The 18,170-nt window shown below is 72.8% G+C and carries 17 protein-coding genes; 5 read left to right on the top strand and 12 right to left on the bottom strand.

What is annotated here, in order from left to right:
- The first annotated feature begins 207 nt into the window (after positions 1-207).
- On the top strand, positions 208-1,965 hold the full coding sequence (locus JOD49_RS19720) for a SulP family inorganic anion transporter (protein ID WP_205308664.1): 1,758 nt from the start codon (positions 208-210) through the stop codon (positions 1,963-1,965).
- 5 nt (positions 1,966-1,970) lie between these two features.
- Here JOD49_RS19720 and surE read toward each other — a convergent pair whose 3' ends face one another.
- Both surE and JOD49_RS19710 read right to left on the bottom strand, forming a co-directional pair.
- Positions 1,971-2,732 (bottom strand): 5'/3'-nucleotidase SurE, encoded by a 762-nt coding sequence (gene surE / locus JOD49_RS19715; RefSeq protein ID WP_307822662.1) that lies wholly within the window; start codon positions 2,730-2,732, stop codon positions 1,971-1,973.
- Between the two features lie 23 nt (positions 2,733-2,755).
- A complete protein-coding gene (locus JOD49_RS19710; RefSeq protein ID WP_205308663.1) occupies positions 2,756-3,700 on the bottom strand; it encodes a 1-phosphofructokinase family hexose kinase in 945 nt (314 codons plus the stop codon).
- A gap of 107 nt (positions 3,701-3,807) precedes the next feature.
- On the opposite strand from JOD49_RS19710, the gene JOD49_RS19705 reads away from it, so the two are divergent.
- Positions 3,808-4,308 carry a GNAT family N-acetyltransferase gene (locus tag JOD49_RS19705; protein WP_307822661.1) on the top strand — a complete coding sequence of 167 codons (501 nt, stop codon included), beginning with the start codon at positions 3,808-3,810 and terminating at the stop codon, positions 4,306-4,308.
- Positions 4,309-4,425: 117 nt separating this feature from the next.
- Here the strand turns inward: JOD49_RS19705 and JOD49_RS19700 are convergent, their stop codons facing one another.
- The 5 genes from JOD49_RS19700 to JOD49_RS19680 form a co-directional block, all read right to left on the bottom strand.
- On the bottom strand, positions 4,426-5,265 hold the full coding sequence (locus tag JOD49_RS19700; protein WP_205308662.1) for an ABC transporter permease: 840 nt from the start codon (positions 5,263-5,265) through the stop codon (positions 4,426-4,428).
- A complete protein-coding gene (locus JOD49_RS19695) occupies positions 5,262-6,086 on the bottom strand; it encodes an ABC transporter ATP-binding protein (protein ID WP_205308661.1) in 825 nt (274 codons plus the stop codon). Before JOD49_RS19695 ends, JOD49_RS19700 begins: the two co-directional genes overlap by 4 nt.
- A gap of 88 nt (positions 6,087-6,174) precedes the next feature.
- Positions 6,175-7,023, bottom strand: coding sequence for a DUF4097 family beta strand repeat-containing protein (locus JOD49_RS19690; RefSeq protein ID WP_205308660.1), 849 nt, complete (start codon positions 7,021-7,023; stop codon positions 6,175-6,177).
- A gap of 77 nt (positions 7,024-7,100) precedes the next feature.
- Positions 7,101-7,613 carry a ribbon-helix-helix protein, CopG family gene (locus tag JOD49_RS19685; protein WP_205308659.1) on the bottom strand — a complete coding sequence of 171 codons (513 nt, stop codon included), beginning with the start codon at positions 7,611-7,613 and terminating at the stop codon, positions 7,101-7,103.
- A gap of 163 nt (positions 7,614-7,776) precedes the next feature.
- Positions 7,777-8,277 (bottom strand): hypothetical protein, encoded by a 501-nt coding sequence (locus JOD49_RS19680; protein WP_205308658.1) that lies wholly within the window; start codon positions 8,275-8,277, stop codon positions 7,777-7,779.
- Between the two features lie 124 nt (positions 8,278-8,401).
- On the opposite strand from JOD49_RS19680, the gene dapA reads away from it, so the two are divergent.
- The gene (gene dapA, locus JOD49_RS19675) at positions 8,402-9,376 is read left to right on the top strand and encodes a 4-hydroxy-tetrahydrodipicolinate synthase (protein ID WP_205308657.1); all 975 of its coding nucleotides are present in this window, start codon (positions 8,402-8,404) and stop codon (positions 9,374-9,376) included.
- A gap of 119 nt (positions 9,377-9,495) precedes the next feature.
- On the opposite strand, the gene JOD49_RS19670 is transcribed toward dapA, so the two are convergent.
- The 3 genes from JOD49_RS19670 to JOD49_RS19660 all read right to left on the bottom strand — a co-directional run bounded on the left by JOD49_RS19670 (position 9,496) and on the right by JOD49_RS19660 (position 13,296).
- The gene (locus JOD49_RS19670) at positions 9,496-10,317 is read right to left on the bottom strand and encodes an alpha/beta fold hydrolase (RefSeq protein ID WP_205308656.1); all 822 of its coding nucleotides are present in this window, start codon (positions 10,315-10,317) and stop codon (positions 9,496-9,498) included.
- Between the two features lies 1 nt (position 10,318).
- Positions 10,319-11,152 (bottom strand): alpha/beta hydrolase, encoded by an 834-nt coding sequence (locus JOD49_RS19665; protein ID WP_205308655.1) that lies wholly within the window; start codon positions 11,150-11,152, stop codon positions 10,319-10,321.
- 233 nt (positions 11,153-11,385) lie between these two features.
- Positions 11,386-13,296 carry an alkyl/aryl-sulfatase gene (locus JOD49_RS19660; RefSeq protein ID WP_205308654.1) on the bottom strand — a complete coding sequence of 637 codons (1,911 nt, stop codon included), beginning with the start codon at positions 13,294-13,296 and terminating at the stop codon, positions 11,386-11,388.
- Positions 13,297-13,485: 189 nt separating this feature from the next.
- On the opposite strand from JOD49_RS19660, the gene JOD49_RS19655 reads away from it, so the two are divergent.
- Entirely contained in the window at positions 13,486-15,654 is a 2,169-nt protein-coding gene (locus JOD49_RS19655) for a DUF11 domain-containing protein (protein ID WP_205308653.1), read from the top strand.
- On the opposite strand, the gene JOD49_RS20880 is transcribed toward JOD49_RS19655, so the two are convergent.
- Positions 15,651-16,082 (bottom strand): helix-turn-helix domain-containing protein, encoded by a 432-nt coding sequence (locus JOD49_RS20880; RefSeq protein WP_307822707.1) that lies wholly within the window; start codon positions 16,080-16,082, stop codon positions 15,651-15,653. The two genes, JOD49_RS19655 and JOD49_RS20880, sit on opposite strands and share 4 nt — an antisense overlap.
- Positions 16,083-16,222: 140 nt before the next feature.
- Positions 16,223-17,563, bottom strand: coding sequence for a GntR family transcriptional regulator (locus JOD49_RS19645; RefSeq protein WP_205308651.1), 1,341 nt, complete (start codon positions 17,561-17,563; stop codon positions 16,223-16,225).
- A 325-nt stretch (positions 17,564-17,888) separates the two neighbouring features.
- Here JOD49_RS19645 and JOD49_RS19640 point away from each other — a divergent pair, with 325 nt between their 5' ends.
- Positions 17,889-18,143, top strand: coding sequence for a hypothetical protein (locus tag JOD49_RS19640; protein WP_205308650.1), 255 nt, complete (start codon positions 17,889-17,891; stop codon positions 18,141-18,143).
- The last annotated feature ends 27 nt before the right edge of the window (positions 18,144-18,170 follow it).

The raw sequence follows: 18,170 nt of genomic DNA, 5'->3' as shown, positions 1-18,170 counted from the left end.
GCATTACAGCCACCCACGGACTGCGCACCCGCAAGGTGTGACGTGGGTCTCGACGGCGACACGAGCGGGCACGCGCGCGGCCGCGCCGGTGCCTCGGCGCGCCGTCGTCGCGGTCGTGTGACAGCCTCGACGCGACGGAGGCGCACCCGCTCGTGCGTCGTGGGCGCGAGCTGAGGCGCGGAGGGCACCGAGATGAGGGTCAGGCCCGTGCGCGCGGCGAAGGCCTGGTGGGCCGGCGTGCGCCCTGCACCCGGGACGTTCTGGCGCTCGGCCGGGACAGGGGTCCCCGGGGCGGTCGGCGGCGTCCCGGACGGCATGGCGGCCGCGACGCTCGTCGGGGTCAACCCGATCCACGGCCTCTACGCGACGGCCGTCGGCCGGATCGCCGGCGGCCTGACCGTCGACTCCCAGCTCATGATCGTCACGACCACGAGCGCCGCCGCGCTCGCGGCCGGGTCGGCGCTGGCGGAGATCGACCCGGCCGACCGGCTCGGTGCCCTGATCCTCCTCACGACGCTCGCGGGCGCCGTGATGGTCGTCGCGGGGCTCTCGGGTCTGGGCCGACTGACCGGTTTCGTGTCGCACTCGGTCATGACCGGTTTTCTCACGGGCGTCTCGGTCAACATCCTGCTCGGGCAGCTCGACGCGCTCACGGGCAGTGACCCGACGGCGTCGCTCGCGATCGAGCAGGCCTACCAGGTGCTGCGGTCCCCCGGCTCCTGGGACGTGCCGACGCTCGTCGTCGGCGCCGGTTCGATCGTCCTGCTGCTGGTCCTCGCCCGGACGCGGCTGGCGCCCTTCGCCGCGGTGGTCGCCCTCGTCGTGTCGTCGGTGGGCGTCTGGCTCGTCGGAGCGGGGTCCGTGGAGCTCGTGGGCGACGCGGGCGCGATCCCCGTCGGCCTGCCCGTCCCCGCGGTCCCCGACCTCACGGTGTTCTCGCTGGACGTGACCGTGGGAGCCTTCGCCGTCGCGGCGATCGTGCTCGTCCAGGGGGCGGGCGTCGCCGAGTCGGTCCCGAACGCGGGGCGGCGCGCGGACCCGGACCGGAACTTCGTCGGTCAGGGGGTCGCGAACCTCGCGGCGGGCTTCTTCCGCGGGATCCCCGTCGGCGGTTCGGTGGGCCAGACGGCGGTCAGCACCGCCGCGGGGGCACGCGACCGGTGGGCCGGGGTCATGTCGGGCGTGTGGGTGCTGGTCGTGCTCGTCCTGCTGTCGGGACCGGTGGGGGCCGTCCCCTCGGCGACCCTCGCAGCCCTGCTCGCGGTCGCGTCGGTCGGGTCGATCCGCCTGTCCGCGATGGCCACGGCCTGGCACACGGGCAGCCAGTCGCAGGTGGCCATGGCGACGACGTTCCTCGCGACGTTGCTGCTGCCCGTGGCGGCAGCGGTCGGGATAGGCGCGGCCCTGTCGATCCTGCTCCAGGCCAACCGCGAGTCCCAGGACCTGCGCATCGTGCGGCTCGTCCCCGTCGAGGAGGGGCGCTATCGCGAGGAGCCTGCGCCCCGCCGTCTCGACGGCGGGACCGTCACGGTGCTCGACGTCTACGGCAGCCTGTTCTACGCGGGGGCCCGCTCCCTCGAGGCGACGCTCCCCGAACCTACCGGCGCCCAGGACGCCGTCGTCGTCCTGCGGCTGCGCGGGCGAGCGAGCCTCGGCGCGACGGCCTTCACCGTGCTCGCCCGCTACGCCGACCAGCTCGGCGTCCACGGCGGGCGTCTCTACGTGAGCGGCGTGGACCCGGTGCTGGCAGCGAAGTTCGAGCAGGTCATCGACCTGCGGCTGCACGATCGCATCGAGGTGTTCGAGGCCCGGCCCGTGATCGGCGAGTCGACGGCCGACGCCGCACGGCACGCGCAGGCGTGGCTCGTGCACGGTGCGCAGGCCGTGCCACCTCCCCCCGAGCAGGAGGGCAGCCCGCTCCGACGGCTCTGGGACCGGCTGTCGCGCAGGGGGCACCGCACCTGAGCGGACTACGGCACGGGGAGCCCGGGCACCTCGAGGCTCGCGTCGGCGTACGGCGCGAGCAGCAGCGTCACGGTCGCCCACCCGCGCGTGAGCAGACCCGTGTCGGAGTCCGGCTCGGAGTGCCGTTCCGTCCCCGAGTACTGCAGCGTCAGGCTGCGGTCGTCGCTCTCGCGGATGCGCGCCTGGACCAGCCCGAAGCTCGCGAGCGGCGCCTGGCGCAGCCCCCGGAGGTCGCCCGGAGCGCAGTCGGGGACGTTGACGTTCACGACCCGGCGGCCCAGCGGCGTGCGCCCCACCCACTCCACGACGTGGTCGGTCACGAGGCGTGCGGTCTCCCAGTGGCGGGGCTCGGCGGCGTCCATCGACACGGCGACGGACGCGATGCCGTGGGTCGTCGCGGACATCGCCGCGCCCACGGTCCCCGAGTGCAGGATCGCGTTGCCCGTGTTGGCACCCTTGTTCACGCCCGACAGGACCAGGTCCGGCGTGGCGCCGAACCCCCCGTACGCCGCGACGAAGGCGATGAGCGCGGGGGCGGCCCGGACGGCGAGGGACGTCACGCCGTCGGGCAGGCCGGGGGCTCTACGCTCCTCGACGATCAACCGGCCGTCCTCCTCGGCCCCCAGCAGGGCCGCGCTCGCGCCCGAGGACTCGCGCGCGGGCGCCGCGACCACGACCTCGTACCCCGCGTCGAGCGCCGCCCCGGCGAGCACCGCCAGGCCCGGGGAGTCGATCCCGTCGTCGTTGGTGATGAGTGCGCGCATCATGGCCTCCTTCTCGTCCGGTGCGGTCAGTGGGTCTCGTGCACCGTGACGCGGTGCGCGAAGCGTTCGATCTGGTCGCGGTGCCCCGTGCCCAGCCCGCGCCGGGTCACGTTGAGGGCTCCGGCCGCGGCGCCCAGGCGCACGGCGTCGGGCAGGTCCATGCCCCGCGCGAGCCCGACGGCGATCCCCGCCGTCATCGAGTCGCCCGCCCCGCGATGGTCCACGGTCGTGACGGACGGGCTCTGCACGGTGTAGCTGCGCTCCCGCGTCACCAGGAGCGAGGGCGCCTCGGCCCGGGAGACGATCACGGCGCGCGGCCCCGCGGCGACCATCTCGTCCGCGGCGGCGCGCAGCGACCGCTCGCTGTCGTCGGGCGCGAAGCCGCCCTCGACCATCTCCTCGTGGCTGATCTTCAGGACCGCGCCGGGCTCCTGCGCCACGGCCTGGGCCTCGGCCCCGGACAGGTCCGCCACGACCTGACGCTCGGCCGCATGGAGGTCCTTGGTCAGCCGGCCGAAGAAGTCCGGCGGGACGCCGACCGGTGTGCTCGACCCGGTGAGGATGGTGACGGCGGCGTCGAGCGCCGCGACGAGCACCGTGCCGTACAGGTCGTCGACCTCGTGCCGGTTGAGGGGAAAGGGCTCCATGGCGACGACCTCGGCCCGCTCACCGCTGCGTCGGTCGTGCACGAACGCGCCGTTGGCGCCCGTCGAGGTCACGCGCAGGTCGAGGTTCTCGGCGCGGGCCAGGTGCGCAGCCACGGTGCCGGTCTCGCCCCCGAAGGGACCGCAGACGATCGCGTGCGCCCCGAGCGAGTACGCCATGCGCGCGAGCCACAGGCCCTGGCCACCCGGGTGCACGTGGATCTCGGGCGACGTCTCGTGGGGTCCGGCGGGCTCGATCTCGATCGCCAGGAGAGGCGTGAGCGCGAGCACGCACACGGTCGGCTCGCGGGGTTCTTCCGTCGTCATCGACCGAGCCTAGGTCGGGGCACCGGCGGTCACCCGGCGAGGAGCGCTGCTCACGTGTGCGGCTGGTCACACCCGGGCCGGCCCAGGGCGCGACTAGGCTCGGCGGCGTGAGCGCACAGATCGAGGTCCGCCCCGCGACGTCCGACGACTGGTCCGGGATCTGGCGCGTGCTCGAGCCCGCCTTCCGCGCGGGCGAGACCTACACCTACCCCCGCGACATCGACGAGGCGCAGGCCCGCGCGGCGTGGACGGACGCTCCGGGAGCCCGCGTGCTCGTCGCGGTGGACACGGACGGCGTGGTGGTCGGCACGGCGAAGTACCTGCCCAACCTTCCCGGTGCGGGCGCCCACGTCGCGAACGCGAGCTTCGTCGTCGGGCCGGGCGAGGGTGGACGCGGCGTCGGGCGCGCCCTCGCGAACGCGGTGCTCGACGGCGCGCGCGCCGACGGCTACCTCGCGATGCAGTTCAACGCCGTCGTCGAGACCAACGAACGCGCCGTGCGGCTCTGGGAGTCCTTCGGGTTCGAGGTCCTGACGACCGTGCCCGAGGCGTTCGCGCACCCCACGGCCGGTCTCGTCGGGCTCCACATCATGTACCGCGACCTGTAGGGCGGGCCGTCCGGGACCGCGAGCCCCCCCGGACGCCGAAGACCTCCGGGCCGAGCCGTGACGGCTCGACCCGGAGACCCGGTGGATCACGCCCGGCGACGCGGGACGGCGTCCGCCTCAGAGGCGACGCTCGCGGCGGAACAGCGCACGCGCCCACACGTAGCCCGCGACGCCGATCACGACGGACCAGGCCACTGCCTGGACGACGGTCGACCCCTCGAGCCCCGCTCCCCCGGCGAGCAGCCCGCGCACCGTGTCGATGATGGGCGTGAACGGCTGGTGCTCGGCGAACCAGCGCACGGCCGTCGGCATGGTCTCGACGGGCACGAACCCGCTGCCGAGGAACGGCAGGAGCAGCAGGAGCATGGGCGTGTTGCTCGCGGTCTCGACGCTGCGGGCGTTGAGCCCCATGGCGACGCACAACCAGTTGAGGCAGATCCCGAGCAGGACGAACAGACCCGCGAGCGCCAGCCAGTCGAGCGCGTCGGCCTGGGGGCGGTAGCCCATGGCGATCGCGGCGCCCAGCACGAGGACCACGGCGATCATGGCCTGGACGGCGAACCCGAGCACGTGCCCCGAGAGGATGGACCCCGGCGAGATCGCCATGGTCTTGAACCTGGCCATGATGCCGCTCGCGGCGTCCATCGCGGCGCTGACCGCGACCGACGTCGCTCCCCCGACGACGGTGATGACCAGGAGCGTCGGCGTGATGTAGTCCAGGTAGGCGGCCCGGCCGTCGGCGCCCGGCGTGATCCCGGGAGCCACGCCGGCACCGAAAGCCCCGCCGAAGACGTAGACGAACAGCAGCAGCATGACCATCGGGCCGCCGACGATGAAGACCGTCAGGCCCGGGTAGCGCACGGCACGCAGCAGGCTGCGGCGCAGCATGGTCCCGACGTCGGCGACCGGACGGGGCCGGGCCGTGGTGGTGGGGGCGGTGGTGGCGATGGCAGTCATCGGACGTTCTCCTTGTCCTGTGTCGGACCGGCGGGGGCCGCGGCGTCGGTGCCGGCCTCCTCCTCGGTGGGCGGTTCGGTCAGTGCGAGGAAGACCTCGTCGAGCGAGCCCGCGTCGTGCACCGACTTGAGCTCGGCGGGCGTGCCCTGGGCGACGATGCGGCCGCCGTGGAGGACCGCGACGGAGTCGGCGAGCCGGTCCGCCTCCTCGAGGTACTGCGTGGTGAGCAGGATCGTGGTGCCCCCCTCGACGAGCGCACGCACCTCGTCCCACAGGGTGCGACGGCTGCGGGGGTCCAGGCCCGTGGTCGGCTCGTCGAGGAAGACGACCGACGGCGTGCCGACCAGCGTCATCGCGAGGTCGAGCTTGCGCTTCATGCCGCCCGAGTAGGTGGCGACGGGCTTGCCCGCGGCCTCGGCGAGACCGAACTGCTCGAGCAGCTCGGTCGACCGACGGCGTCCGGCGGACTTCCCGAGGTGGTTGAGATCGGCCATGAGCCGCAGGTTCTCGGTGCCGGTGAGCAGCTCGTCGACCGCGGTGATCTGCCCGGTCACGCCGATCGAGGCGCGGACCGCGTCGGGTTCACGGGCGATGTCGTGGCCCGCGACGCGGACCGTGCCGGCATCGGCGGTGAGCAGGGTCGACAGGACGCCGACGGTCGTCGTCTTGCCCGAGCCGTTGGGGCCGAGCAGCGCGGTGATCGTCCCGGCCGGGACGACGAGGTCGACCCCGTCGAGCACGAGCTGGGTGCCGGACTTGGAGCGATAGGACTTGCGCAGGCCGGCGACCTCGATCGCGGGTCCGCGGACTGTGGTGGTCATGAGCTTCTCCTTCGAGGGTGGTGGACGAGCGGGTACAGCGAGGACGAGCGGGGTGAGCTGCTCGGGTGGGGACGGCGGAGGGCCGACCTCAGGGGTGCGGACGGCGCACGATCACGTCGCCGTAGCTGGTGCCTGCGCGGACCTCGACCGTGAGGTCGGACTCGCCGGGACCGGCGGCGTCCTGCAGGAGGTTGCGGACCTGGCCGTGCTGGGAGGTCGCGTCGAGCCAGGCGGCCGTGCCCTCGGGCACGCCGACCTCGATCGAGCCGTACGAGCTCTCGAGCTGGACGCGCCCGTTGACGGCCTGCTCGACGCGGACCCCGCCGTGCGCGCACCTGACGACGGTGTCGCCGTGCGACCGGTCGATCGAGATGTCCCCGTGCGCGCCGTTGACGCGCAGGCTCCCGGTCGTCCTGCCGATCTCGGTGGTGCCGTTGGGCACCTTGACGGTCGCGTCACCGTCGAGCTCGCGGACGCGCAGGCCGCCCGCCGAGACCGTGGCCTCGACGGTGCCGGAGACCCGGCCGACGCTGAGCGACCCGGCCGAGACCTTGATGTCGAGGCGGTCGACGTCGTCGAGGCGGGCGTTGCCGCCGTTGAGGTTGAGGTCGACCGCGCCGAGCCTGCCCTCCGCGTACAGGGACCCTGCCTTGCCCCGGAGGTCCGAGCCGGCGGGCAGCTCGATGGTGACCTTCGCGCCACCCGAGGCGAACGGCAGGACGTACTGCTTCCAGGCGTTGGGGTAGACGATCGAGATCGCGTCGCCGTCGCGCTCGACGCGCGTCTCCTCGGCGGCGCGCACCGAGCCGGACTTGCTCGGGTCGGCGGGCAGGACGGTCACGACGACGTCGTCCCGCTCGCCGGCGACGACGTACAGGTTGCCGAAGGGGACGTCGATGACGACCGGGACGGGGGTGGGGGCGGCGAAAGTGGGCATGACGGATCCTCCAGAGGGGTGAGCGTGTCCGCCCCGGGGTGGCGGGGCGCGGGAGTGTGGTGGTGTCGGGTGGCGGGTCAGCGCACCCAGCCGGTCACGCGACCGGAGGTGCTCGTGGCCCGGGGAGCGGGGCGGGACGGGGCGGTGGGCGCGAGCGCGGCGGCGACCGCGCGCACGAGCCACGTGTTGACGGACATGCCCTCGCGGGCGGCCGCTTCCTCGACCTGGGCCTTGAGCTGGTCGGGCAGGCGGAGCGTCGTGCGGGACGTGCTGACGTCGTCGGGGTCGAGGACCGCCGGTCGGGCGGGCTCGGCCACGGGGGTGGCGTCGTCCTCGAACGCCGAGGCGGGCGCAGGGGTCACGATGAACTCGGGGTCGCGCCCCCGGAGCCGGACGTCGACCGCGCCGGGCGCGAGCTCGGCCGTGATCTCGGTGGCCGCGGTCGAGAGGGCTTCGAGCAGGACGAGCCGGACGGCGGCGTCGAGCGGGGCCGAGAGGCGCCCGGCCAGCTCACGCGCCTCGTCCCCGCCTGCGGCGGCTGCGGTGGCGAGCTGGTGCTGCAGCTCGTCGACGTATCTCGTAAGTTCCATGACGCCACTATGACACCACTCGTGGTGTCACCGCAAGAGATATGGCGTCATTCGTCGGAGAAAGTGGTGTCACCCTGACGCCACTCCAGCAAAAGGCCAGGTCAGAGCCCCGGTGCCCCGCCCGGGATCTCGGCGACGACGCGCCTGCCACCCAACGCTCGCCTCACCCCACGCGCTCGGAACCCCCGGGAGCAGGCCGGACGTCCCGCAGCGCGATCTGCCCCCGGCACGGGATCGCCAGCAGGTCTCCGACGTGCAGGTCCGCGGGCACCGTGAGGCTGCCCGGGCCCCGGCTTCCCGGGACGACCGCTCGCACGGGTCGGACGCTCGAGGCACGACCGATGAGGCGGGCCTGTGCCCAGCGCGCCTGCAGGGGATCGATCTCGGCGTCGAGGACCAGCTCGAGACCGCTCGGGCCGAGGACGCGCACGTCGGTCACGGCGGCGACGACCGCGGTCCCCATGCGGCCGCCCACGGGCCCCGCTCCGCTCGCCTGAGCGACGTGTACGCACGGGGTCCCGCACAGCGTGGCCAGGTGCGCGAGCGACACCCCGGCGACCAGGACGTCCGTGACGGTAGCCCTGGTCGCGGCAGGCCAGGAGTCCTTCGAGAGCGGGTCGGGGATGCTCGCACGGAGCGTGGGCAGGATCGAGGTCAGGGTCATGCTCCGGGTCTACGCGGCGAGCCCGCCCACCGTCGCCCGTCTTGACGGGACGCTGACGGGAACGCCCGAGATCTTGACGGAACACGGACGGACACGGGTGCCCGCCGCGGCCTAGCGTTGCCGCATGCCTCCTCGACACAACCCGTTCGGTCAGCTGCTCGTCGCTCTCGTGACCCCGTTCACGCCCGACGGCGAGGTGGCCTGGGAGGATCTTGCCCGGCACCTGGACGCCGTGGTGACGGGAGGCGCGGACGGCGTCGTCGTCGCGGGCACGACCGGCGAGTCCAGCACGCTGACCGACCACGAGAAGGTGCGGGTCGTCGCGGTCGCCCGGGAGACGGTCGCGGGCCGCGCGACGGTCGTGGTCGGCGGCGGGGCCGGCGACACCGCCCACGCGATCACGCACTTCCGGGCGTGCGAGGCCGCGGGGGCCGACGGGATCATGGTCTCCGCGCCCGCGTACGTCCGGCCCAGCCAGCTGGGCGTCCTCGCGCACGTGCGGGCCGTGGCCGACGCGACCGACCTGCCGGTCATGCTCTACGACGTCCCGGCGCGCACAGGCGTGGGGCTCGACCTCTCCACGCTCCTGCTGGCGTCGGCGCACCCGGCCGTCTGCGCGCTCAAGGACGCGGACGGGGACCTCGCCCGGGCGGCGCACCTGATCGAGGCGAGCGACCTGCTCTACTTCGCCGGCTCCGACGCGGCGACCCTCCCCACGCTCGCGATCGACGGCGCGGGGGTCGTGAGCGTCGCGGCCAACGTGGCTCCCAGCACCTACCGGCAGCTGCTCGATGCCGTCGCCGCGGGCGACCTCCGCACCGCCACCTCGGCCCACCGGCGCCTCGAACCTCTCGCTCGCGCGCTCACCACGTACGCCCCGCCGGCTGTCGCCACCAAGCTCGTCCTGCACGCGCTGGGCCGCATCGGCAGCCCGCGCGTGCGCCTGCCCCTCGTGGGCCCCGACCAGCTCGCGGTCGACGCGTTGCGTCGCGAGCTGGACCGGGTGCGCTCGCTCCCCGACGCCCGCACGACCGGGATCCATCTCGACCTCGAGGCCGCGACGGGCGGTGCGCTCGCCGCCCGGCACATCGACGCCTGACCACGCCCCGGCCCGACGGCGCCGCTCACCGCGAGGGTGGGCGGCGCCGTCGGGCAAGGTGTGGGACGTGCAGGCCTCGGCCGGTCCCGCGAGCGCCCCGGCGTGCCGGGAACGCGGCGTCAGGACCGCAGGAACGCGAGCAGGTCCTCGTCGAACTCGGCCTCGTAGTCGCCGAAGAGCCCGTGCGGGCGCCCCTCGTGCACGACGAGCGTCGCGTCCTGGAGCAGCTCGACCGCCCTGAGCGCGGACGGCCCGATGGGCACCATCTGGTCGTCGTCGCCGTGCACCACGAGCACGGGGACGTCGATCGAGCGCAGGTCCGCGGTGAAGTCGGTCTCCGAGAACTGCTCGACGCAGTCGTAGGCGGCCTTGAGGCCCACCTGCATCGCCAGGCGCCAGAACTGGTCGCGCACGCCCTGGGTCAGCGTCGAGCCGTCCCGGTTCCCGCCGTAGAACGGGACCGCCAGGTCCTGGTAGAACTGCGAGCGGTCGGCGAGGAGCGCGGCGCGGATCTGGTCCAACGCCTCGATCGGGGCGCCGTCGGGGTTGTCCGGGGTGCGGAGCATGAGCGGCGGCACGGCCCCGAGCAGCACGGCCTTCGCGACGCGGCCCGTGCCGTGCCGGCCCAGGTAGCGCGTCACCTCTCCCCCGCCCGTGGAGTGGCCGACGAGGACGACGTCGGTCAGGTCGAGGGCCTCGATAAGCGCGGCGAGGTCGTCCGCGTAGGTGTCCATGTCGTTGCCGTCCCACGTCTGGGTCGAGCGGCCGTGCCCGCGCCGGTCGTGCGCGATCCCCCGGAAGCCGTGCGAGGCGACCAGGTTGAGCTGCCCGTCCCAGGCGTCGGCGTTCAGGGGCCAGCCGTGGCTGAACACGACGGGCTGCCCGCTCCCCCAGTCCTTGTAGAAGATCCGGGTCTCGTCCGCGGTCGTGACGAAGGGCACGTCAGATCTCCTGTTCCTTGAGCCACGTGAGGGTCGCCTCGGCGACCTCGGCCCAGCCGTGGTCGATCGTGAGCGAGTGCCCCCGGTCGGGGAACTCGTGGAGGTCGGTCACGGCGTCGGAATGGCGCCGGTAGATCTTGGCCGAGGTCTTGGTGAGCGAGGCGGGCGCGGTGTGGTCCATGCCGCCCGCGACGAACAGCAGCGGCCCGCGGTCGGCGTTCTTCGAGTCGACCTTGGCGGCCGAGTGCGGGAACAGGTTCGCCGCGGCGTCCTCGAAGAGGGGGCGCCCGGGCGAGGGGATGGTCCACCGCTCGTAGAGCTCGTCGGCCTCCTCGTCGGACAGCTCGTTGGCGAACCCGTAGCGGAACTCCTCGGGTGTCAGCGAGACCGAGCCCTTGTAGTGGGCGGGGTTCTTGAGCGCGACGGCCGCGACCTTGAGCGAGCTGGGTGGCAGCAGGATGTTGCCGCGCATGGGCGCGGGGTCGATCGCGATCCCCGCGCGCGCGTGCCCCGCGGTGAGCAGGCGCTGGACGATCAGCCCGCCGAACGAGTGCCCGACGACGACGGCCTGGGCCGGCAGCGCGTCGAGGACCTCGACGTAGTGCGCGACGACCTCGTCGATCCCGTACCCGCCGACGGCGTCGGGGTTCGCCCGGGTCTCCTCGACGGTCGCGCCGTCGCCGGGCCAGCCGGGCGCGTGGGCGTCGTACCCGGCGGCGGCGTATCGCTCGACCCAGGGTCCCCAGGAGTCGGCGTGCAGCCACAGCCCGTGGACGAACACCACGGGGGTGGGGGTGGTTCCTTCGGGGGTCCGTGCGGTTCCTTCAGTGGTCATGGTCCAGCTCCTTGCCCGACGGCGCCGCGCACCGTCGAGCATCCGCTCGCCTCGCGCAGGGGTCCCGTCGTGATCGCACCGGATGGAGATCTCAGCGTGCGCCCGGCGGTGCGCGTGCGCATCCCGGATGCGACCGCGTCCCGTCGTGCCCGGGTGCGACCGCGTCCCGTCGTGCCCGGGTGCCCGGGGCGCTCCGTGCGCCCCCGGCACCCGGGCACCCGGGCACCCGGCGGTCAGGGCGTCACGATCGCGAAGTCGGGGTCGAACGTGTCGAGCACCGACCCGTAGGTGTCCAGGACCGAGGCCTCGCCGTCGAGCGTGACCGTTCCCGCGTCGACGAGCCGGGCCGTGGCCGCAGGCTGCAGCAGGACGCCCGCGAGCGCCGCCTTGGGCCCGCTCACGGTGAGCGACGCGTCGGGGTGGGCGCCCTTGCGTGCGTTGAGGACGCCGTGCCGGACCCACAGGGTCCAGGTCTCGTCCTGGTCGGTGAAGTGCAGGTCGAACCGGAGGTCGACCTGGGCCGCCTTCTCGCCGACGACGTGGACGGCCGCGTAGTCGAACAGGATGTCGATCGGCATGCCGGCGATCGTGTCGGGGCTGGCGGTCGCGAACCGCGCGGTCAGGACGCCTTCGCGCAGCTCACGGGCCGCGGTGAGGTAGATCCCGCGCCACTGGGGCCCTTCGACCTGGTAGCCCATCTGCTCGTAGGCGTCGGCCTGGAGGTTGCGCGCCTCGGTGTCGTCGGGGTCGGCGAAGACGAGGTGGTGCAGGATCTGCACGGCCCACCGGTAGTCGGCGGCCTCGACGGCACGCCGACCCTCCGCGAGGATCGCGTCGCGGCCGAACGCGGCGAGGTACCGCGACGCGGTGTCGACCGGGGTATGGGGGTGCAGCGAGACGGGGTCCCCGTCCCACATGCCGAGCTCCTTGGTGAAGACCGCGCGCACGTCGTGGTGCAGCGTGCCGTGGTACCCACGGTTGAACCACTCGCGGCGCAGCACCTCGGGCAGCTCGACGACCTCGGCGGCCTCGAGCGGGGTGTACCCCTTGTTGGCCAGGCGCAGCGCCTGGTCGTGGATGTACTTGTACGTGTCGCGCTGGGACTCGATGAACGCGACGACCTCGGCGTTGCCCCACACGGGCCAGGTGTGCGGGCCGTAGTGCACCTCGGCCTGGTCGCCCCAGCGTTCGAGGGTCTCGTCGAGGTATCGGGCGAAGTTCCGGGCGTCACGGGTGCGGGCGCCTCGTAGCGTCTGGATGTTGTGGAGGCCGTGGTTGGCGTTCTCCGCGCACGTGAGGGCCTTGAGCTCGGGGATCCAGATGTGCATCTCCTCTGGCGCCTCGGTGTCGGGTGCGTAGAGGAACTCGAACGTCAGGCCCGCGATCCTGCGGGACTGGCCCGTCTCGGTGATCGGGTCCGTCGGGGAGAGGTAGGAGATGGTGGGGCCGCTCGCCGTGCCCGATCCGATGCCGCAGGACACGAACTGTCGGGGGCCCGCGTCGAGCAGGTTGCCGAACGCGTAGGCCGCGCGTCGGGACATGGCGTTGCCCGCCACGACGTTCTCCCCGATCGCGAACTTGTCGAAGCTCGCGACGGTGCCGGGCGCGAGGATCGGCACCTTCCCGCTCGCGACGTCGGCCTCGTCGACGACCCCCTTGACCCCGCCGTAGTGGTCGATGTGGGTGTGGGTGTAGATCACCGCGACCACGGGCTTGTCGACCACGTGCTCGCGGAAGACCGCCATGCCGGTGCGTGCGAACTCGACCGACGACCCGCAGTCGATGATCACCAGGCCGTCGTCGCCCTCGACGATCGTCAGGTTGGCGATGTCGGCGTTGCGGAACTGGAAGATGTGGTCGACGACCTTGTACAGGCCGGCCTTGTGGATGACCTTCGACTGCCGCCACAGGCTCGGGTTGACCGTGTCGGGGTTCGGCGACTCCTCGTCGACGAGGAAGTCCGTCGCGCCGACGTCGTAGCTCACGCGCCCGTCGGCCAGCACGATCTTCCCGTCCGGCACGTCCGCGATCTTTCCCCGGGAGGCCAGCTCGAAGTCCCGGACGTCGTCGAGCGCGTACAGCGCCCTGGCCTCCCGGTTCACGGCGGCGGTGGCCGGTGTTGCGTCCTTCGGCGAGTACGGCACGTGCGACTCCTTCGACGACGATCGCCGGCGAGGTCTCGCCGGCCACACCGACCGTCCCGCCGAACGCCGCGGTGCGCAACAGGAGCCCGGAGCCTGTGTCGCGAGCGGGGGGCGAGGGCGGGCGGGGATCGAGGGCGGATGCCACCATGAGGAGTTGCCACATCGGGGTGGGCGAGCATCGGAGGGGCCATGAGCGCTCGAACGGCATGGCGGGCGGCCGTCGCAGGACTGGCGGTCGTGCTCGGCCTGGGCGGAGCTGTCGTGCTCGCGCCGTCGGCCGGCGCGGCGGAGTTCACCGACTACGTGGTCGTCTCCGAGCAGGAGCTCGACTTCGGCCAGGACGTCCGCTTCGGGGACCCGAACATCACCCTGACCTACACCCTGACCGCCGTCCAGGACACGACCCTGTCGACCGGTGGCTGGTACACGCCCGGACCCGACCAGTGGCTGAGCGAGGTGAGCGGCGGAGCGTGCCCCGGCCTGTCCGTCTTCACCACGAGCGTCACGCTCTCCGCCGGGCAGGTCTGCACCATGACCGTGACGTTCAACCCGAACATCTCGATCGCCCCGGGCAACTCCGTGTGGGGCGGGCGCGGCTGGAACGCGACGGGCGCCGACGGCCCTGCGACCACCCAGCAGTACCTGCCCTACAAGGCGATCGTCCGCGCCCTGGACTGGGACCCGCGCAACCTGAGCTTCACCGCCGCCCCGGGAGCGACCACCGATCCTCAGACGGTGACGTTCACCAACCTCGCACGCGTCCCGTTGTCGGCGCTCGACATGGGCGGGGAGTCCGCGGACTTCACGTTCGACGCGGGCACCTGCGCATCTCCCCTGCCGGTCGGGGGGACGTGCACCGTGAGCTACACCTACACGGGCCTGGGCTCCTCGGTGAGCTCGAACACGTGGGTCCACTTCTCCGCGACCGGCCCCAACGGCCCCAAGTCCTACACCTACGACTCGACCGTGGTGCGCCTGTTCGGCTGGACGCAGACTCCCCCGACGTTCGCGGACATCGCCGTGACCAAGTCGGTCGTGGGGACCGACCCGATCGTCGCCGGGTCGACGATCGGGTGGGACGTCACGGTGGCCAACCTCGGCCCGGACACCGCGAACACCGTCTGGCTCTACGACTTCCCCGGCCCGTACCTGGACGTCGACCGGGTCGAGGGAGCGACCTGCGAGCCGGTCGTCACCGGCCCCTCCGGCCAGGAGGGCGTCGAGCTGCGGGACCCCTACGCGCAGTGCACGGTCGGCCCGCTCGTCAACGGCGCGACCGCCACCGTGCGCGTCTGGACGAACGTCTCGGCCGACACCCCTCCCGGCACGACGCTCACGAACTCCGCGTCGGCCTACGGCGACGTGCAGGAGACCGACTACGACAACAACTACTTCGTCGCAGAGGCCGGCCCGACCGCGGCCGTCGCCGACGTCCAGGTGACCAAGACCGCGCCGTCCGACCCACCGGTCGTCGGGGCCACGACCGTCTGGCCCCTGACCGTGACCAACACCGGACCCGACGACGCGGCGGACGTCGTGGTCGGCGACACGTTGCCCGCCGGGACGGCCTTCGTCTCGGGTCCTGACGAGTGCACGGCCGACGCCGACGAGGTCACGTGCCTCGTCGGGGCGCTGCCCTCCGGCGAGTCCTGGTCGGGCGAGATCGTCCTGCGAGTCCAGGATCCGTCCCTGGTCGGCACGACGATCACCAACACCGCCACGGTGTCGACCACGTCCCTCGACCCCGACCCGTCGAACGACTCCTCGACCGCGACCTCCTTGCCCGTCGCGGCGGCGCCGGAACCGACGGGCAATCTCTCGGTCGCTCTCACCGCGCCGCCGAGCGTCGCCGCAGGGGACGAGCTCGACCACACGATCACCGTGACGAACACGGGCAGCGTCGCGATGGACGGCGTCACGGTCGTCACGCACGTCCCCGCCGGCACCGCCTTTCTCAGCGCCGGTGGCAGCGGCGCTCCCGGCGCGGCCGTGATCGAGCTCGCGGCAGCCTGCCCGGCGAGCGGCGACGTCGTGACCTGCTCGGCCGGGACCATCGCCCCCGGCGACACCGTGACGATCCCCGTCGCGCTGCGGGTGGCGCCTGCGACGACCGTCGGCAGCGCGATCCCGCTCGACGCGACCGTCACGTCCGCGACGCTCGACACGGACCCGTCCGACGACACGGCGACCGCCCAGGTCACGGTCACGGCGGCGGCTCCTGCTCCGCAGGGACCGCGTTCCGCGGGCACCGCGCTCGCCAACAGCGGCACCGACCTGTCGACGACCGCGGCGGTGGCGTTCCTGCTCCTGGTCGCCGGGGCGTCCGCCCTCGGCGTCCGCCGTGCCGTGCACCGCTAGCCTTCCGACGCTGCCCGGGGCGCCGGTCGGGCGCGCGTCCGTGGGCGGGAGGCACGCAGCTCCTCGACGTCCTCCCGACGAAAACGTCGATGCCCGCCGCTCGAGCGCTGGACGGGCAGGTGCCCGTGCTCGACCCACGACAGGAGGACCTTCACGCTGACCTCCAGCCGAGCGGCGGCCTGCGACGACGTCAGGAACATCTGCACCCTCTCAGGGCACTGCCCCTCGCCGAGCGCCCCCCTCTCGCCGAAGGCTCCGGGGCTCTCCAGGTGGATCCCGCCCCACACGCCCCACCGTTCCTCGCGGCCCCGCTCGAAGCACGCTCGACGGACGGCGCAGCCGTCGCACACCTCCAACGCCTGCAGCACTCCGGTCGTCGTGCTCGGATAGAACCTCTCGGTGCTCATGCCGCGGCATCGCGCACCCACCCACCAGGGACTCTGATCGTTCACGTTCGTGTCGCCTCCTCTCCCGAGGGACACGCCCCCGACCGCGCTCCGGTGACGCCCGGCGCCGGTGGGACCCGGGAGACGGGACGAGGCGCCACCCCCGCGCTCCGACGAGTCGGCTACCGGCGCGAGGAGTCTTCCGGTCCGGGCGCCGGGTCGACGGCGTCGATGTCGTAGACGCGCCCGATCGTCCGGACGGCGGACTCCACGTCCCCCGCACGCAGCAGCTCGACGACCCGGTGGTACGGATCGGGACCGAGCCGCTTCAAGGTCGTCGGACGGTTCGCGACGACGACACGCTGCATGGAGGCGCTGAGCTTCGCGCCGACCTCGACGAGAACCTGGTTCTCGCACCGGGAGCGCAGCAGGTCGGAGTAGGCGGCGGCACTCTGCGCCACCGCGCCGAACGCCCGGCTCTCGACGGCCTCGCCCATCGCGGTCGCCGCGTCGTCGAGGGCCGTCAGGTCCTGCTCGGTGAGGTGCGGTGCGGCACGGCGGACGACCTCCTGGGTGAGGACCCCGACGGCGACCGAGATGTCGGCGTACTCCTGGTCGCTGGGGCGGGAGACCCGTGGCTGCCGGTTCGGCTCGATGTCCACGAAGCCTTCGTCCGCCAGGACGTTGAGGGCCACCCGGATGGGGGTGCGCGAGGTACCCATCCAGGCGATCAGCTCGGACTCGGTGAGCTGCTCGCCGGGCTCCAGCGTGCCGTCCATGATCGCCTCGCGCATGCGGTCGGCGATCTGGTCGCTCATGAGACGGCGGGTTCCTGACCGTTCGTCCGTGGGTCGCGCCTGGCGGGGCGGCATCGCTTGCGGCAGGACGGAGTCGACGAAGCCGGTCAGCGCTTCCCTGGCGGCCACCGGGTCCCGGTCGACCATCGCCTGGGCGTGCTTCCTGGTCCGGGCAAGGGCGTCGTCGAGGTCGATCGCGTCGACCCGGGAGGCCAGGTACCGGGCGAGCATCGGGCGGAGCTCGTCACGCAACCGGCAGAAGGCCGAGTTGGCGTACCGGTCCAGGGTGACGTCCGCCAGGAGCATGTAGCGTCCGGCGACGATCTCTCGACGGACGTCGACCGTCGTCGTGCGTTCGCGCAGCACTCGACGGGCGACCTCCACGTCCTCCTCTGCGGCATGCGGCGTCACGTGCTTGTTCGCGTGGCGCCACAGCGCATCGAGCGTCTCGACCGCGTCCTTGGCCCTCCAGGGATCAAGACGTGAGACCAGGGTGTGCTTGCGGGGCGCGATCTCGACCAGGCCCAGGGCCGAGAGCCGGTTGAGTGCCTCTCGGATGGGAGTTCGCGAGGTGCCGAAGCGCGCGATGAGGTCGGCTTCGACGAGCGGGTCCCCCGGCCTGAGGGTCCCGGAGACGATGTCGTCCTTGAGCTCGTCGAACACGGTCGCGTGCAGCGGGGTGTTACCTCGGCCGATGGCGAGCACCTCGCCCTGAGGGATGGGCATGGCACTGATCGTAGCCGCTCCGTATTTTTGTCTGAGTCTCAAGTCTCACAGCGACCCGTGCAGGTCATGGCGACCTGCACGGGGCACAGACCTCTCACAACGGACAGGGACCAAAGTCCCTCGTCTCATCTGAAACTGAAATATAGACTGGCACTCATACCGACGCCGCGCTTCTGGATCTGGGCCGGCTCGACACATCCCCCATCGCCAAGGCATCGAGAACCCCTGTGCACCCACGACGGTCTCCCGCTGCGTCATCACCTCGCCCCTCCTCGCGTGCCACCAGAAGCAGCGGCAGCCGACCGGCGCCGCGAGGAGGGACGACATGACGACGAGCAGCGCACCGACCGAGGCATTCCCATCCGATCCCCGACGACAGTCGGCGACGCTCACCACGCTCGCGTGCTGGCTGTGCGGCGCGACCGCCTTCGCGCAGTGCGACGTCACGGCCCACCAGCAGTACGCGAACGCGTGGTTCGCCTGCACGACGTGCGAGGCGGAGGCCGGTGAGATCTGCCGCCCGGAGTGCGACGCCTCGAACGCCCTGACCGATCTCCTCGCCGGGATCCGGGCTCTGTGACCACCCCCTGTCCCCACCTCCAAGGAA

Origin of the sequence: Oerskovia jenensis (genome assembly GCF_016907235.1) — a bacterium.
Classification (GTDB): domain Bacteria; phylum Actinomycetota; class Actinomycetes; order Actinomycetales; family Cellulomonadaceae; genus Oerskovia; species Oerskovia jenensis.
Note: the sequence above shows the minus strand (reverse complement) of the source record. Positions and strands in the feature narration are given on the sequence as shown.